This window comes from Xanthomarina sp. F2636L (assembly GCF_026410195.1).
Classification (GTDB): Bacteria; Bacteroidota; Bacteroidia; order Flavobacteriales; family Flavobacteriaceae; genus Xanthomarina.
Genome location: NZ_JAPMLM010000068.1, coordinates 335,595 through 350,991, shown reverse-complemented (window position 1 = coordinate 350,991; position 15,397 = coordinate 335,595). Strand labels below are relative to the sequence as shown.

12 protein-coding genes are annotated in these 15,397 nt (G+C 31.0%); 11 read left to right on the top strand and 1 reads right to left on the bottom strand.

Annotated elements, in window-relative coordinates; all coding sequences use genetic code 11:
* Positions 1-261 precede the first annotated feature (261 nt).
* The 8 genes from OS191_RS09015 to dsdA all read left to right on the top strand — a co-directional run bounded on the left by OS191_RS09015 (position 262) and on the right by dsdA (position 10,562).
* A complete protein-coding gene (locus OS191_RS09015; protein ID WP_267155362.1) occupies positions 262-2,613 on the top strand; it encodes a sigma 54-interacting transcriptional regulator in 2,352 nt (783 codons plus the stop codon).
* A 200-nt stretch (positions 2,614-2,813) separates the two neighbouring features.
* Complete coding sequence (locus OS191_RS09010; RefSeq protein WP_267155361.1) at positions 2,814-3,224, top strand: DUF7793 family protein; 411 nt, start codon at positions 2,814-2,816, stop codon at positions 3,222-3,224.
* Entirely contained in the window at positions 3,208-4,734 is a 1,527-nt protein-coding gene (locus tag OS191_RS09005; protein ID WP_267155360.1) for a PAS domain S-box protein, read from the top strand. The genes OS191_RS09010 and OS191_RS09005 overlap by 17 nt, the downstream gene beginning before the upstream one ends.
* A complete protein-coding gene (locus tag OS191_RS09000; protein ID WP_267155359.1) occupies positions 4,727-5,167 on the top strand; it encodes a response regulator in 441 nt (146 codons plus the stop codon). Before OS191_RS09005 ends, OS191_RS09000 begins: the two co-directional genes overlap by 8 nt.
* Before the next feature lie 36 nt (positions 5,168-5,203).
* Positions 5,204-7,138 carry a DUF8693 domain-containing protein gene (locus OS191_RS08995; protein WP_267155358.1) on the top strand — a complete coding sequence of 645 codons (1,935 nt, stop codon included), beginning with the start codon at positions 5,204-5,206 and terminating at the stop codon, positions 7,136-7,138.
* A gap of 2 nt (positions 7,139-7,140) precedes the next feature.
* Positions 7,141-8,631: a phage tail-like protein gene (locus tag OS191_RS08990; protein WP_267155357.1), complete on the top strand. Its 1,491-nt coding sequence runs from the start codon at positions 7,141-7,143 to the stop codon at positions 8,629-8,631.
* Between the two features lie 208 nt (positions 8,632-8,839).
* Positions 8,840-9,184 carry a cupin domain-containing protein gene (locus OS191_RS08985; RefSeq protein ID WP_267155356.1) on the top strand — a complete coding sequence of 115 codons (345 nt, stop codon included), beginning with the start codon at positions 8,840-8,842 and terminating at the stop codon, positions 9,182-9,184.
* 55 nt (positions 9,185-9,239) lie between these two features.
* Positions 9,240-10,562, top strand: coding sequence for a D-serine ammonia-lyase (gene dsdA, locus OS191_RS08980; protein ID WP_267155355.1), 1,323 nt, complete (start codon positions 9,240-9,242; stop codon positions 10,560-10,562).
* A 108-nt stretch (positions 10,563-10,670) separates the two neighbouring features.
* Here dsdA and OS191_RS08975 read toward each other — a convergent pair whose 3' ends face one another.
* Complete coding sequence (locus tag OS191_RS08975) at positions 10,671-11,885, bottom strand: DUF2254 domain-containing protein (protein WP_267155354.1); 1,215 nt, start codon at positions 11,883-11,885, stop codon at positions 10,671-10,673.
* A gap of 434 nt (positions 11,886-12,319) precedes the next feature.
* Here OS191_RS08975 and OS191_RS08970 point away from each other — a divergent pair, with 434 nt between their 5' ends.
* The 3 genes from OS191_RS08970 (at position 12,320) to OS191_RS08960 (ending at position 15,371) form a co-directional block, all read left to right on the top strand.
* Positions 12,320-12,508, top strand: coding sequence for a hypothetical protein (locus OS191_RS08970; protein ID WP_267155353.1), 189 nt, complete (start codon positions 12,320-12,322; stop codon positions 12,506-12,508).
* Between the two features lie 154 nt (positions 12,509-12,662).
* The gene (locus OS191_RS08965; protein WP_267155352.1) at positions 12,663-14,681 is read left to right on the top strand and encodes an ATP-binding protein; all 2,019 of its coding nucleotides are present in this window, start codon (positions 12,663-12,665) and stop codon (positions 14,679-14,681) included.
* 15 nt (positions 14,682-14,696) lie between these two features.
* Positions 14,697-15,371 carry a response regulator gene (locus OS191_RS08960; RefSeq protein WP_267155351.1) on the top strand — a complete coding sequence of 225 codons (675 nt, stop codon included), beginning with the start codon at positions 14,697-14,699 and terminating at the stop codon, positions 15,369-15,371.
* Positions 15,372-15,397 lie beyond the last annotated feature (26 nt).

The following is a 15,397-nucleotide window of genomic DNA, read 5'->3' as shown; positions in this document are numbered from 1 at the left end:
TAATATGTTAAGTAGTTAACCAATGGATAAGGGTTCCTTTTTTCTTTATAGAAAATTGGGATGCTTTTTTGTTTTAAGACTATAAATATCATCAATTAGGGCTATAATTAGGTGACTAATTTTTTTCACTACTTCAAGAAAAGGATTCAAAAGATTATATAATTATATTTTTAACCGTATAGAAACTTTTGTATATTTAAAGGTATTATTTTTCTAATAAGTAATATTCTCCCAAACTACCTAGCTTTAAATACAAATAATATGAATCCTTCTTTAAAACATATTCTTAATGGTATAGATCCTGTTAAATTTGCTAAAATACTTCATAAAAACACGTTGTTGTGCCTCATTAACATGAATGGCGAGTTTACTTATATTAGTGAGCCTTTATGTTCCTTATTAGGTTACGAAGAGCAAGATTTATTATTTAAAAACATTATCTTACTTCAGCCATTTATACAAAAACAAAGCATAGATGAAGCTTGGTGGCAGAAGTTAAAGCAACAGAAATATTGGGAAGGACAAATTAGTTTATGTGAACGAGATGGTGATAAACGTAGTCTAACTTGCGATATAGTCTATGTAGAAGACCCCATAAATAATCAACCCTATTATTTGGGTAAATTCAATCTTCAGCTACCAACTTTAGATTTTCAGGATTATATTGAAAACGATTCAAGTTATAATTGGCTATTTAAAAAAAGCCCAATTCCAAAATCCCTAATCAGTCTTAAAACGCTTCAGTATGTTGATGTTAATAGATCATGGGAAACATATACAGGTTATAAAAAAGAACTTATTTTAGAACGAACCCCTAAAGAATTAAAGTTTCATAGCTTAGTGAATTTGGATTTTCTCACTAACATTAAAACATCAAGTCAAACATCATTTCAAATAGATAAAGCAGTTCTTTTGCTTAATTCCAAAGAAAAAAAGCGAGCCATTCTTACCTACGAAAAAGTTTATATCCATGATGAACCATTCCTACTTGAAATTATCACTGATATTACAGAAAGGATAAAGTATTTAAAGGAGTTGAAATATATTTATAAAAAGTCTGTTCAAAAAAAAGATGCTATTCTAAGATTAGCTGGATTGATAGGAGATGATTTAGATTATATTTTTGAAGAAATTACTAAAACTGCAGCAAAAACAATGCAAGTAGAAAGAATTAGTATTTGGAAATTTCACGATAAATATAAAAATCTCAAATGCATAAAAGCATATAGTTTAAGTAATAGTAAACATAGTGAAGGGATAGAACTTAATGCAAATGATTATACGGATTATTATAATTCCCTTTTTAAAAACAAGACCATTAAAGTAAACAATGTTTTAAAAGATAAAAGAACCAAAAACTTTTTACAAACATACCTTAATTCTTTGGGTATTACTTCAACTCTAGACGTTTTAATACCCGGACATAGCGGGCATTATGGTGTGCTTTGCATTGAGCATACGGGACCTCCAAAAGAATGGACAATTGAAGAGGAGGAATTTGCTTCTTCAATTTCTAATTTTATATCCTTGGCAGTAGAAAGTAATGAGCGTATTGTGGCTGAAACAAAACTTATAAAAACCAACCAAGAACTTGTAAATTTGAATTCTGAGCTGAATAAGCTTAAAAAGAAACTCGAACAAGAAAATATTTATTTGCGTGAAGAAATAGATCTCGTATTTAATTATGAAGAAATGGTTTATGGCAGCAAATCATTTAGCGATGTCCTTACAGATGTAGAGCGTGTTGCCGTTACCAATGCAACAGTTTTACTTTTAGGAGAATCTGGAACTGGAAAGGAATTGTTGGCAAGAGCCATACACAATATTAGCGACAGAAGAAATAAGCCATTAATTAAAGTTAATTGCGCTGCTATTCCAAGAGAGCTAATTGAAAGTGAATTGTTTGGGCATAAAAAAGGCTCTTTTACAGGTGCTGCAGCTGATAAGTTAGGTAAGTTTCAATTGGCTGATGGAGGTACCTTGTTTTTAGACGAAATAGGAGAGTTGCCTATAGAAATGCAACCAAAGTTACTAAGGGCTATTCAAGAATCTGAAATAGAACAAGTAGGAGGAACTAAAACCCAAAAGGTAGATATAAGGATAATTACAGCTACAAATAGAGATCTTGAAAAAGAAGTTAAGGAAAAAAACTTTCGAGAAGATCTTTATTTTAGAATTAATGTATTTCCTATTACTATTCCGCCTTTAAGGGAACGTGTTGAAGATATTCCTATATTAATTGAGCATTTTGTAGATAAGTATAGCAAACTATATAATAAAAATATTAAATATACATCTGAAGAAACTAAGAGAGATCTTCAATCTTATTCTTGGCCTGGTAATATTAGAGAGCTAGAAAATCTCATCGAGAGGTCGGTTATTTTATCAAACAATGAAAAACTAATTATCCCAAATTTTAAAACCTCTTCTTCAGAGTCCTTAATATCTTCAACCGTTTTATCTCTTGATGACGTACAGCGAATTCATATAAAGAAAGTTCTTAAATCTTGTAATTGGGTTATCGAAGGACCGGAAGGAGCTGCTGAACAACTTCAGATTAAGCCTAGTACATTAAGAGATAGGATGAAAAAATTAGGGATATATAAATCCTAAAAATAAACGGTATTCCGTGACTTTTCCTTTTGTCGAATTTTTTCCGTGGTATTCCGTGGCGCATAGATTTTTCGTTTTAATCCATTACTTTGTTTATTTGCTGTTAATCAGTTGTATACGTAAATTTAAATAAGATTTTCTTTGTTTGGCATACATGTTGGCAATAGAGTTTAGCATGAATCCCCAAATAATGCTAAAAAATGAATAACCTACTTATAGATCAATTTTTCCATATTCGGATTGAGAATGGCATACTGTTCAGCGAATTAATTCAGGATGATTATTTTTTTAATGATGACAATGCTTTTGCTTGTATTCGTAAAGTTGAAGAACTTACAGAAGGTAAACCCATGCCTTTTCTTATAGATGTTCGTAAATTTGTTGGTAATTTTTCACCTTCTGCAGCAAAAATTTTTGCTAATAGTCCCGTTCTAAAAAGAATTTTAATTAATCAAGTTTTTGTTGTAGATACATTAAATGGAAAGCTTCTTATAAACGCTTTCAAACGAATTTATGGACAGGAAACACCTATTCAGGTTTTTGAAAACATAGAAACAGCTTTTGCATATTGCATAGAATCTAAAAATAAATTTTATGCAAACAATAACTAGAACAGATACTTTAAGTATAAATGAAAAGGAGTTGTTGGTTTCTTTAAACGACCATCTTATAATATCTATTTCAGATATTAGTGGATGTATCATTTATTTTAACGACAATTTTTCAAAAGTTTTAGGAGCTACTTTAAAAGAAGTTCATGGTCAAGCAAACCAACTGCTAAAGTGTTTAGCAACCTCTAAAGCCATTTATTGGGAAATTAGGAAAACGCTTACCACTGGCCAAAAATGGAATGGAGTCTTATTTTATGAATCTCAAAACAATACATCTTTTTGGTTAGAAACTACTATAACACCCTTAAAAGATGAATATGGAAATGTAATTAAGTACTTAATTGTAAGTAGAGACATCTCCAATCATTATTGCGATAAAACGCATAAAAGAAATATTAAGGTTAATAGCGAGCTTAAAGCTATTGAAACAAAATACAGTAAAATATTTCAGTCAATAAATGTTGGGATTATAGTTGTAGCTAATAGCAAAGGAAACATTATCGAATGGAATAAAGGAGCCGAGTTGGCATTTGGCTATTCCAGCTCCGAAATAATAGATGAACCCTTAACGGTTTTAATCTCTAAAAAACAAGTCGATAAAGGTGTAAAGGAAATTTTAAAAGTAAAGGATAAACTTGATAACGATACTTATGGAGATAATATTGAACTACTTGGCTTACGAAAAAATGGTGAAGAATTTCCTGTAGAATTCTCCATGAGTAATTGGCAAAGTGGGGAAGAAAAATTCTATTGTGCCTTTATGCTTGATATTTCTAATCGCAAAAAATTAGAAGAAAAATTAAAGAAAACAACCAAGGATTTAGAGTTGTTTTTATACCGTTCGGCTCATGACTTAAAAGCGCCTTTAACCTCTGCAGAAGGTTTATTGAATCTATTAAAAGAGGAAAAGCTAGACAAAAGAGGGTCATTCTTGGTTACTATGTTAGATGAAACTTTAGAAAAAGGGCGTCTTTTGTTAGATAATTTAGCGTTTGCATCTATTATTTCAGAAAAGAGACGCGCTATTACAGTTGTTGATTTTCAGAAAATATTAGGCAGCATCATGATTGCTCTAAAGGGTATTAATAACTATCAGTCTGTGGCATTTCATATTGCCATTGAGCAAGAAAACGATTTCTATTTCAATAGAGAGCTTATAGATTCTATTTTACAAAACCTAATACACAATGCCATATGTTTTGTAAAACCTAAAACAGAAACCCACATACCAACTATTAGAATACATATTCAGGTTACAAAACAAGGTGCTCATTTAACGGTAGCTGATAATGGTCTAGGTATTAATAAAAACCATTTGGATAAAGTTTATAACCTCTATTTTAAAGGAAATAGTGAAGTGTCTCAGGGTACTGGCCTTGGGCTTTATATAGTAAAACGAATTATCGACGATTTTAACGGCGAAATAAATGTAACAAGTGAAATTAACAAAGGCACTTCATTTGAAGTGATTTTACCAAATTTAATAGAAGGAAATAGAAGAAATGATTAAAAATGTAATGTTGATTGATGATAATAAAATAGATCTATTTGTTAACCAAAGAATAATAGAAATATATAATCCTGAAGTAAATATAAGAACTTTTAACAATGGCATGTCGGCTATTAGTTTTTTTAAACTCTTAGAACTAAATGTTAGTATTAAGTCTTTAGTACTACCTGAAGTGGTTTTTTTAGATGTCAATATGCCAGAAATGAATGGTTTTAATTTTTTTGAAGAATATAGATTCTTAAATATACCTAATAAGGGTAGCATAGATATCTATATGTTATCCTCGTCTATATGTCCAAAAGATATTCAGAAAGCCAAAGAAGAAACCTTTTGCTCGGGATATATTACAAAACCGCTAACAGTTGAAAAAATTAAAAACTTATTAAAACGTGAAGGTATGAAAGAAAACCAACAATTCAGAAAAATAATTTAACACCCCCAAACCTATTATGAACCAAATCTTTAAAAAATGAATTTAAAAACTACAATTCTATTGTTTTTTATCTTGAGTGCTTGCTTTATTGCAAAGGCACAAATAATAAATAACGGTGTGCTTAAAATTGCGTCCAGCACGAACGTTTCTTTTCAAGATGAATACACAAATGCCTCCACAGGAAACCATGTAAGTGATGGAGAATTTTACCTAAATAATAATTTTATAAATCATGGTATAACAAGCGCAAGTGAAGGTACTACTTACTTTAAAAGTGCTACTAATAATTTGTTAACCTTATCTGGAGACAGTGAAAACGCCAATTTTTATAATCTAGAAATAGACGTAACAGCTATCGATAAGAAAGGTGTTTCAGTTGTGAATAATTTTTCATTACAAGTAGCAAACGCACTAAACTTTAAAAGTGGCGATTTAAGATTAATTGCCAACGCGCAACTTGTTCAAGAACATTCAGGAGTAAATAATAACACCATTGTTTCTGGAAAACTTATTATAGACCAACAAGGGACGATTTCTCCTTATCAATATGATTATTGGTCGTCTCCTGTAAATAACGGAGGGACTTTTTCTTTTATGGGAGGAAAATTTGATGGAACAGATTCTTCTTTAAATCCCTTTAATCCTACACAAATATTATTTAATTCAGGCTCCCCGTATAATGGCTTACCTTCAGTTTTAGATGGGGGAGGGAATGTTACTACTGCATTAACTACAAACACTAGATGGCTTTATAAGTATTCTCGTGGTTCAGGCTCTTATTCTCAATGGATCGCTTTAAATAGTTCTAGTGCTATAAATCCAGGAGAAGGTTATACTATGAAAGGCCCAAACTCATCTTTAATTAATCAAAACTATGTGTTTTATGGCGCGCCAAATAATGGCGATTATCAGTTTCCAATTTCTACAGCTGAAATGATTTTATTGGGTAATCCTTATCCATCTGCAATAGATATAAAGGAATTTATAACCGATAACAGTTCTATTTTAGAAACACTCTATTTTTGGGTAGATGGAGGTTCAACATCCCACGTTTTATCTGATTATTTAGGAGGTTATGCTGCTAGAAATATGACAGGAGGAATTACTCCGTCTATAGCGTCTTCGCTTATTTCAGGAATTGGTACTTCTGGATCAGTGACTGAACCTTCGCAATATTTGCCAATTGGTAAAGGGTTCTTTGTTGAAGCCATAGGCTCTGGTAATATTATTTTTAAAAACTCACAACGTATTTTTAAAGCAGAATCTGCAAGATACTCGTCAGAAGACGCTAATAAATATGTGCGAATTGGATACGAAGATCCAGAAGGGTTTCACACACAAATGCTTTTAGGTTTTCTTCCAGATTCGCCTGCAGATTTAAGTTATAACCCAGGATATGATGCTTTGCAAATGTCCTCGAGAGAAGACGATGTTTTTTTTATAATTGAAAATAATGTCGATAAACGCTATGTAATTCAAGGTGTTAATGACTTTTATGATGCCATGGAGTTTCCAATAGGTTTATTAATTACTGAACAGGGAACACATAGAATCATGCTTGATTCTGTTGAGAATTTTAATGAAACTGTTTACTTAAAAGACAATCTTTTAAATATTACATACAATCTAAGCGATGCTGAGCATGAAATTAATTTACCTTCTGGAGAGTATCTAGATAGATTTTCTATTGTTTTTCAGCCAGCTGAAACTTTAAACGTTGAAACCTCGCCTCTAGATCGTGCAACTGTATTTTACAATGGTCAAAATAATATTGTAGTTGCAAATATTACCAATCTAGAAATTAATAGCATAGATGTCTATAATATTCTAGGACAACATATTATATCCGTAACAGAAAATCTTAAAAACCAGAATAAAATTAAAATTCCATTTACAGAGAGCAATGGTGTCTATCTGGTTGTTTTAAATACAAATACCTCAAAAAAATCTACTAAAATCTTAAAATACTAATTATGAAAACTAAAAAAATACTTTTAAATGCGTGTGGAACGCTAGCACTTTGCTTATTAAGCATGACAGTTAATGCTCAAGTAGGAATAGGAACTTTAGAGCCAGATTCTACTGCTATGTTGGATGTTCAATCTACTTCTAAAGGGCTATTGGCGCCACGCATGACAACTTTAGAGCGCAACGCAATTGTAACACCGGCTAATAGCTTGTTGGTGTTTGACACAGACGAAAAAGCCTTTCATTTCTATAATACAGCTACTACTTCTTGGGTAAAACTGGCCAATGATGCTTCCGTAAATCGAGATAATTACAAGTTAATTAAATCGGTGGCAGATTTAAGTGATGAACTTGTCGCAGGAGGTGGTTCTACTTACCAATTAACAAGTGATACCTTTTATGAAATTAATGGAACGATAACATTGGCTGCTTCTATAGATTTAAACAACGCCTATATTGCAGGTATAGATGCTAATGAAGATGTCCTGTCATATACTGGAGGGACTGTTTTTAAGGGGAGTACAGGGGGTAGTATTAGAAATCTTACCCTGAAAGGTTCTAAAGCTTTTGAAATTACAGGGCCTGGAATTGCAACAACTGCATCACTTTTGGTTCAAAACACGATTATTGATGGCATGACAAATGTTGGAAGTGTTGATGGTTTAGGAATGTTTTTTGGTAATATTGTTCAATTTTTAAATAATGCAAATGGGATTACATATTCTAATATTGGTAATTTATTGCTAAACAATCAAGGTTGGTTTGGAAATAATTCAGGAACTTTTGAAACATTCACCGGTACATTTGGATTAATAGAAAAAGTTAGTGGTTTTAGTACTGTAAGTGGCTCAGCAGTAGCTATAGATGTTAGTACTTCAGGGCTTACAGTTGGAACAGGTGTTTTACAGTCAACCGTATTTACAGGCACAACCAGTGCGCCTTCAGGGTATGTTAAAGGTTATGCTACTGGTTCTTATCCAGGTTTTAAATTTAATAATTCTTGGACCGTTAATTGTCCTGGAATAAAATTGGAATCGGATAATGTGGCTGCTGCAAATATTTATTTTGATGGAACTTTGACTACAGGGTTTGGTCAAACAGTTAATAATAATAGTGCCTTTAATTTATCTGGAAACTCTAATTCAAATACTACAACGGCTGTAAATTTATTAAGAACGTCTTCTCCACAAGACAATCGGATTACGTATGAAGGTAAAAAAACAAGAACGTTTCAAGTTAATGCCGCTTTATCTATTAGAGGGAATTCTGGAGTGGGAACTTACTATGCATTTTTCATCCGAAAAAATGGAAACACAACCTTAGTAGAAACCAATACATTAATGAGAGTCAATAATACTTCGGATGTTTCAAGTAACTCAATTTCTGGAACTGTTGAGTTAGCTCCAGGTGATTATATTGAAATTTGGGGACAAAGATTAACTAGTTCTGGAACTGACAGTATTTCAGTGTTTTCTTTAAACCTAAGTATTAAATAATTTTATTGAAAATATTAATTTGAAAAAAAAGCTCCAAGAAATTGGAGCTTTTTTTCATTATATAATTCTAGTATTTTTCTCCTTCATCGCAAATGTGAATAAATGGTAAAATACTTTAAAATAGCTTTTAATAAGCATGGATATTGCATAAAAAATCATTAATTTTGAATGATTCTAAATAAGAATTCGTTAATTTGAAATATGTATTATGAAAGTAGCATCATTAGTAAATAATTTGGAGTATCATGAATCTAAACCAACCATTCAAGTGTTAATGGAAACCGAAACTGGTAAAGAGATTAGAATTGCCTTTAAAGAAGGGCATGTTATGAAAGAGCACAAAACGCCTTTCCCTATAGTTGTTGAGGTTTTTGAAGGTGCTATAGATTTTGGCGTAAATGGTAAAGTTCACCAATTAAAGAAAGGAGACCTAATTGCGTTAGAAGGTGGCGTGCCACATGATTTGACGGCCATTAAAACAAGTACAGTGCGTTTAAGTCTTAATAAGTTAGATTCTGCCAAACGTGTGGAAGGTGTTATAAATAAATCCTAAGAAAGTTATTATATATTGAAGTTTAAGGCATGCGTAGTTTTTAAAATTTTAAAAGATGTATTCAGCAAAAGAAATAGCAGATTTTATAGATAAGGAACCGCTTTTACAAGATGTAATAGCTTTAAAATCCGTGGTTTGGATTAATCCCAATAGGAAAACCAAATTAGAGACGTTAGATTTTTCTATTACAAAAGAAGACATGTTAGCAGCCGAAGCCTTATGGAATCGTTTTGCACCTTTTTTTTATGAAGCCTTTCCTGAAACTCAAAAATCTGACGGAATCCTAGAATCTCCTTTAAAGGAACTTCCAAACATGAAACGTCTTTTAAATGAGAATAACTCAAAAATAGATGGAAGATTTTTTTTAAAATGCGATAATAAACTTCCCATAGCAGGCTCTATAAAAGCTCGAGGTGGATTTTATGAAGTGCTACATTATGCAGAAAAGCTAGCATTAAAAGCTGGAATTTTAAAGGATTCTGATTATCGAGCTTTTGCTTCTCCTGAGTTTAAAAAGTTTTTTAACAACTATAAAATAGGTGTAGGTTCAACTGGAAATTTAGGGTTAAGTATAGGTATTATCAGTGCTGCTTTAGGGTTTCAGGTAACCGTCTATATGTCTGCCGATGCAAAACCTTGGAAAAAAGATTTACTCAGAAAAAAAGGAGTAAAGGTTATAGAGTTTTCGGGCGATTTTAGCGAAGCCATTTTGGCTGGAAGAAAACAAACCAAGGCAGATGCTATGGCTTATTTTGTGGATGACGAAAATTCAAAAGAGCTTTTTCTAGGTTATTCTGTTGGAGCTCTCCGGCTAGCAAAGCAATTAGAATTAGAAAATATTCAAGTAGATGCACAACATCCTTTGTTTGTCTATTCTCCTTGTGGTGTTGGGGGTTCTCCTGGAGGTGTTGCTTTCGGCTTAAAACAAATATATGGAAATCATGTTCATTGCTTTTTTGTTGAACCGACTCATTCACCAGCTGTGTTAACAGGACTTCTTACTGGTAAGAAAAGCCGTATTAGTGTTCAGGATATTGGAATAGATAACAAAACAGAAGCCGACGGATTAGCTGTTGGTCGCCCTTCAAGCTTTGCTACTTCTATGAGTTCCCATCTTATTAGCGGACTATATACCATTGAAGACTCGAAGCTATTTCAAATGCTGTCACAACTAATGGACACCGAACAGATATTCTTGGAACCATCTGCAACAGCTGGACTTATTGGACCTCAGAGAGTTTTAGAAACTAATTATGCTGTTAGAAATAATTTAAATATGAAAAATGCGACACATATTGTTTGGGCAACTGGTGGCGATTTGGTTCCAGAGAAGGAACGTTTAGTCTATTATAATCGTGGATTAGCTGTCTTAAACTAATACAGTACCTAAAAGAAAAATGAGATTTTAATTTTGTTTTGGTAGTGATCGATATAGTTTTTCAATTCGGTTTAAATCAGTCGTATTTTTAATGGTTAATAGCGTGTCTTAGTATAGTAATTTCGCTTCTGCTAAAAGAGCATCATGATATTCTGGTAATAGTGCTTCTTGTAGGAGTAAATATTTGAACATGATAAATAATTTTTGAATACAACTTAAATCGTGTTTACAGTATGTTCTGTAAGACACCATAACTTGGTAAAGTAATTCTTTAAAATTAATGGTTGTTATTTCAATAAGCGCGTTGTTTTCTTTGGAGTTAAAGATGGTTTTATCACTTTTTCTAAGTCTAATAGCAAATAACTCTGTTAAATAATCAATAGTACTAATAGCTGTTCCAGGATCGTTAATTCCTGGGGACATAGCTTTCATTCCTATTTCAGCAATTTGTTTAAAAGCAAGGACATAATTATCTTCAACAAATTCCCCTTTTGCAAAATTGAAATTAGAAAATATATTTTTAATTAAATCGTCTTCTACTTCTCTATTTATTTGAATAATTGGGACGTTTTTTAAAATAAACATCCCTTGGAAAGGAAGTATTTTTAATTGAATATCATGTTCTGTACATATAGTCTTTAGATTATTAATAGCAATATTTTGAAAATATCCTGTTTTTGAACTGTAATACGTTTTCCAGCTAGATGTGTCTGGGAAACAAGGATCTTTTTCAGTTTCGTGCTCTAATAATGACTCCAAACGGTTTTTTGCTTTTTTATAAATATGATCTAAAATATTGTTTACTTGTATGGCTTGGGAAATAGAATGGATAAAATATAGAAAAGCACCCAAACAAATAACTGTAAAAACAATACCAATAAGCACCGAAAAACCTGGTAATTGGTATTTATCGTTTTCTTGCGGATTTATTCCTACAAGGGTAAAAATATTATATAAAATGGTCGCTAAATAAACACCTAAGATATATTGGTGATTTCTATTGGAAATTAAACCAGGTAAAACCCGTGGAGAAAAATTGCTGGAAGCCTGATTTAATAACACCATCACCATTGAAAAACTAAATACCATAATGGATATAATACCACCAGTTAGAAAACTCAAAAGTGTTTTTGCTGTATCAGCATTATTTATAACTAGTTGTGGAATATGCTCTAAAACAAAGGCAGAAATGCCTTCTTTTTCAAGATAAAGCATGAGCAAAGCAAAACTAAACCCTGTAATACTAAAAAGAGTTGGATAAAAGGCTATTTTTCCTTGAATGGTATTTATAAAGCTTATAAATTTATTGTAAACCGATATCATAAAGAGAATTGAATTTACAAGTTACCAACAATTTTTGATTTTTAAACCATCTGATTTCAACACTTTTATGTTTTTTTTATCAAGCATTGTTTTTCTGTAAAATTAAAAATGTTAATTTATTTTGTAAGATAATACTTCAAATAAGCCTTTTGATCGATAAAAACTAACACTTTATCGTGTTTATGGTTGTTTTTTAGTATCTTAGAGTATATTTGAAGCCCTTCTTAAGTCCCTAAATCGATTTATTCAACTTAAAAAGGTTAATTATTCCATTTAAGACAAGTTTTTGTCTGACTCCCTCATGTTTTTAAAATATGTTTATATACATGTTTTAAAAAAAAATTAATTATCCATTTATTCCCTCAATTAAAGTTTTGTAAAGAACAAGGCTTGTTAAACATTTAATTATTTTTTTAACTTAAAATTGAGAATTTATGAAATCCCTAATTATCACATTATTAGTAGCATTATTTTGTGTAACAGTATCTGGAGTTAACCTTAAAGATACAGCAATAACTAAAACAACTAAAGAAAAAACTATTTCAAGTAGTGATAACTTTGAATACAATTTTGAAGTTAATAGACACGTTAGAAAAGGAAAAGTAGTTCCTACTCAAGGATAAAATATCCTACAAAGCATAAGAATATACACCTTTTAGCCCTAAGAGGTGTGTATTCTTATTTTTAATATTGACAATTATTTCGTCAATATCTGCAATACATTACTTTCATGTCATAAAAAAGTATAAATTTGAAAGACTTTGAAATCAACTTGTATTGTATCAAAAAATAAGCTTCATAGTTTTATTATTTCTATATCTACCATTAAATGCACAAAATGAGGCTTTTAATAGGCAATTAGACAGTATATACTATTATCGAGATTTAGCTAAAAAAGCATTGGAAGCAGGTGAGAGAATTCATTTTGCCAAATACGCCATAGAACTATCTGAGGCTACCCAACAAGATACCACCATTTTAAAAAGTAAAAGGCTCCTTGCTACACTTTATATAAGAGAAAGAGATTTTAGTTCTACATTTCAGATAAATCATGAAAATTTAAAGCTTGCAAAGAAGTTAAAAGACTCTCTTGCTATTGGTAAAATTTCTAATGTTTTAGGATGGTATCATGAGGAAAAGTTGCAAGTAGATAGTTCCTATTACTATTATTATTCGTCTTATAAAGTATTTAAAGCACTAAATGAAGAAGAAAGAGAGGCAGAATCATTGTATAGTATGGCTAATATTCAGTTTAATCAAAGAGATTATATTGGGTGTGAAGAAAATGCCATAGCATCTATTAAATTATATCAAAACCTACCAAAAACAGAAAGAACTTTAGATTATTTATGGGCATTATATAATTTAATTGGGATTGCTTCAGATGAATTAGGATTATATGATAAAGCCATTGAATACCACTATACTGCACTTACTTATAGCGATCAAATAAAAGATAATTTTATATATACTTTATATTCAAATAGTAATATTGCCTTAATTTACAAAGAGTTAAAGCAATATGATAAAGCTTTGGATATTTATAAACACTTATTTAAAAATTCAGAGATTTTACTTGAAGAGCCAAAGAATTATTCGCTCATTTTAGGGGATTATGCTTTTATAAAACATGTATCTAAACACTACAAAAAAGATGAGATTGCAAAAATGTTTGCTGAAGCCTATAGAATAAGTGATAGTATTAATGATCCATATAGTATTATGTCTGTGAGTTTAAATGCTTCCAGATTTTATAAAGACTTGGAAAAAAAAGATTCTGCACTTTTTTATGCGAATAGAGCTTATAACCTCTCCAAAGAAACTAATACAAACGATGTTATTTTGCAATCGCTCATGTTAAAATCGAACATTGAAGACGCAGCAAATGCTAAAACTTACTTAACAGAATATGTAAATTTAAGTGATAGCCTTCAAAATAAGGAGCGAGCTATTAGAAATAAATTTGCTAGAATAGAGTTTGAAACAGATCAAATAGTAGAACGAAGTAAACAAATAGCAAAAGAAAGGCTTTGGTTGTTAATTTTATCTATCGGTTTAATTTTTACTTTATTATTACTTTATATTATTGTTAATCAAAGAACAAAAAATAAGGAGTTGAAATTTAATCAACAACAACAAGAAACCAACGAAGAGATATATAATTTAATGTTATCTCAACAAGACAAAATTGATGAAGCTAGAGTGGCTGAAAAGAAGCGGATTTCTCAAGAAATGCACGATGGTATTTTAGGACGACTTTTTGGTATAAGATTAAGTTTAGATAGCTTAAACATGAGCTCAAAACCAGAAGCTATAGAAACTCGAGAAAAGTACTTAAACGACTTAAAAGAAATTGAAGAAGATATACGAAAAGTGTCTCATGAACTGAACACAGATTTTGTGTCTGGTTCAAATTATATAAGTATTATTAAAGCTCTTGTAGAAAAACAAACAAAAGCATACAAGCTTAAATACGATTTAAAAAACGACGATAATATTGATTGGGATGACATTTCAAACAAAACAAAAATCCACTATTATAGAATTATTCAAGAATCCCTTCAAAATATATATAAGCATGCCCATGCAGCTGAAGTTCAGATTAGCTTTAACCAGAAAAAAAATGTAATTTGCTTATCGATTTCAGACAATGGAACAGGATTCGATGTACATAAAGCCAGAAAAGGTATTGGTTTAAAAAATATTTACTCTAGAGTAAAAGAAATTAATGGTGAATTAGACATAAAATCAACCCACGATTCTGGAACAGAACTTATAATAAAAGCCCCAATCTAAAACCTAAAGAACCTCATGCAAGAAACCATTCGCATATTAATGACAGACGATCATCCTATGATTATTGAAGGATATCAGAATACATTGCTAGCTACAAAAAAAGAGACTCAAGATTTAAAAATTGATATAGCTAATAGTTGCGACGAGTCCATAAGGTTCATGAACCAAGCCTTAGCTTTAGGAAATCCTTACGATATTTTATTTATGGATATTAGTTTGCCTCCTTCAAGCGATGGTAAATATACGTCTGGAGAAGATTTAGCTAAATATGCTAGAAGTATTATGCCTAAGGCAAAAATAGTTATCCTAACCATGTTTAATGAAGCTTACAGGGTTCATAATATTGTAAAAACAATAGACCCGGAAGGATTTCTAATTAAAAGTGACTTAACTTCGAGAGAGTTGGCAAGCGCTTTTCAAGCAGTTATTAGTAATCCACCATTTTATAGTGGAACGGTTAACAGCATCATTAGAAAATCTATTTCTAATGATATTGTTGTAGATGAAATAAATAGGAAAATACTTTATTTATTATCTCAAGGCATTAAAACAAAAAGTTTAACAGACCATATAAGTTTGTCCATGAGTGCCATTGAAAAACGAAAAAAATACTTAAAAGAATTGTTTATAATTACAGATGGTAGTGATGAGACCTTGTTGGAAGAAGCCAGAAAAAAGGGTTTTGTATAAGTATTATAATCCAAAACTGTTAAAGT

Coding starts and splice junctions, on each gene's coding strand:
- OS191_RS09015 (WP_267155362.1), top strand. CDS start 262: ATGAATCCTTCTTTAAAACATATTCTTAATGGTATAGATCCTGTTAAA.
- OS191_RS09010 (WP_267155361.1), top strand. CDS start 2,814: ATGAATAACCTACTTATAGATCAATTTTTCCATATTCGGATTGAGAAT.
- OS191_RS09005 (WP_267155360.1), top strand. CDS start 3,208: ATGCAAACAATAACTAGAACAGATACTTTAAGTATAAATGAAAAGGAG.
- OS191_RS09000 (WP_267155359.1), top strand. CDS start 4,727: ATGATTAAAAATGTAATGTTGATTGATGATAATAAAATAGATCTATTT.
- OS191_RS08995 (WP_267155358.1), top strand. CDS start 5,204: ATGAATTTAAAAACTACAATTCTATTGTTTTTTATCTTGAGTGCTTGC.
- OS191_RS08990 (WP_267155357.1), top strand. CDS start 7,141: ATGAAAACTAAAAAAATACTTTTAAATGCGTGTGGAACGCTAGCACTT.
- OS191_RS08985 (WP_267155356.1), top strand. CDS start 8,840: ATGAAAGTAGCATCATTAGTAAATAATTTGGAGTATCATGAATCTAAA.
- dsdA (WP_267155355.1), top strand. CDS start 9,240: ATGTATTCAGCAAAAGAAATAGCAGATTTTATAGATAAGGAACCGCTT.
- OS191_RS08975 (WP_267155354.1), bottom strand. CDS start 11,885: ATGATATCGGTTTACAATAAATTTATAAGCTTTATAAATACCATTCAA.
- OS191_RS08970 (WP_267155353.1), top strand. CDS start 12,320: ATGAAATCCCTAATTATCACATTATTAGTAGCATTATTTTGTGTAACA.
- OS191_RS08960 (WP_267155351.1), top strand. CDS start 14,697: ATGCAAGAAACCATTCGCATATTAATGACAGACGATCATCCTATGATT.